This window comes from Cellulomonas algicola (assembly GCF_003851725.1).
Taxonomy (GTDB): Bacteria; Actinomycetota; Actinomycetes; order Actinomycetales; family Cellulomonadaceae; genus Cellulomonas; species Cellulomonas algicola.
In genome coordinates this window covers 1-1,356 of sequence record NZ_BHYL01000483.1, presented here as the reverse complement: position 1 = coordinate 1,356, position 1,356 = coordinate 1, and the positions used below count along the sequence as shown (strand labels likewise).

Annotated in this window: 2 protein-coding genes; both read left to right on the top strand. The window is 75.6% G+C overall.

Annotation, left to right across the window (positions count from 1 at the left end; translation table 11 throughout):
- A partial coding sequence (locus CTKZ_RS21015) for a TerD family protein (RefSeq protein ID WP_148090553.1) occupies positions 1-689 on the top strand: 689 nt, incomplete at its 5' end.
- On the top strand, positions 686-1,356 hold a 671-nt coding region (locus tag CTKZ_RS21010; RefSeq protein ID WP_148090552.1), incomplete at its 3' end, for a TerD family protein. The genes CTKZ_RS21015 and CTKZ_RS21010, both read left to right, overlap by 4 nt.

Sequence of the window (1,356 nt, the reverse complement as noted above, 5' to 3'; positions counted from 1 at the left end):
TCGCGGCGCCGCCCGCACCCCCGGCCCCGGCGCCCGTCGCCCCGCCGCCGCCCGCGCCCCAGGCGCCTGCGGCGGAGACCGCCAGTGCCGGCGAGGTGCAGCTGACCAAGGCCCGGCCGGTGAACCTGTCGAAGGGCCAGCGGGTCTCGCTCGTCAAGGACGGCGGCGTCGCGCTGACGATGGTCCGCATGGGCCTGGGCTGGGACCCGGTCCGCAAGCGCGGGATGTTCGGCAGCCGCGAGGTCGAGATCGACCTCGACGCGTCCGCGATCCTGTTCGCCGGCAAGGACCCCGTCGACGTCGCGTTCTACAACAACCTGCGCACGCGCGACGGGTCCGTGCAGCACACGGGTGACAACCGCACGGGCGACGGCGAGGGCGACGACGAGACGATCCTCATCGACCTGACCCGCGTCCCGGTGCACGTCACGGACGTGATGCTCGTCGTCACGTCGTACGAGGGCCACACGTTCGAGCAGGTGCAGAACGCGTTCTGCCGGCTCGTCGACCACACCACGGGTGCCGAGCTGGCCCGCTACACGCTCGCGGGCGGCATGCCGTTCACCGCGATGCTCATGGCGCGCGTGTACCGCCAGGGCCCGACGTGGAAGATGCAGGCGGTCGGCGAGGGCATGCAGGCCCGCACGCCGATGGAGACGGTGCCGTCGCTCGCCCGGTACGTCGGGTGACCTCACCGCTGGTGCTCGGGCGGGGCCAGAACGCGCCCTGGCCCGACGCGGGCGTGCTCGTCGAGGTGGTCGGCATTGCGGCCGCCGAGTGCGACGTGTCGGTCCTCCTCGTCGACGAGCGGCAGCGGGCGGCGGCGTCCGACGACCTCGTCTTCTACAACCAGCCGTCGGCACCGGGCGCGACGCTGGAGGCGGGCTCACCCGCCCGCGTCCGGCTCGACCTGGCCGCGCTGCCCACGCGCGTCCACGCCGTGCTGTGCCTCGTGAGCGTCGACCCGCACCGACCGGCCCTCGGTGCCCTCCCGCCGCTCACCGCGGTGCTGCGCGGCGGCGACGGGACCGAACGGGCACGGTTCCCGCTCGTGGACCTCACGAGCGAGCGCGCGGTCGTCACCGTGGAGGTCTACCGCCGCGGCGACGCGTGGAAGGTCCGGGCCGTCGGGCAGGGGTACGACGGGGGTCTCGCGCAGGCGGTGACCGCGCACGGGATCGAGGTCGACGACGCCGACGACCACGCAGCCCCCGCCTCGTCCGCACCCGCCGCGACGACGGCCTCACCGACCGCCCCGCACACCGTCGCGACCAGCGTGCCCACCACGCCCCGCGCCGCCGCCCCGACGCCGGCCGCCGCGCCGCGACCGGTGCACGCCGCCGCGCCCACCGGCCC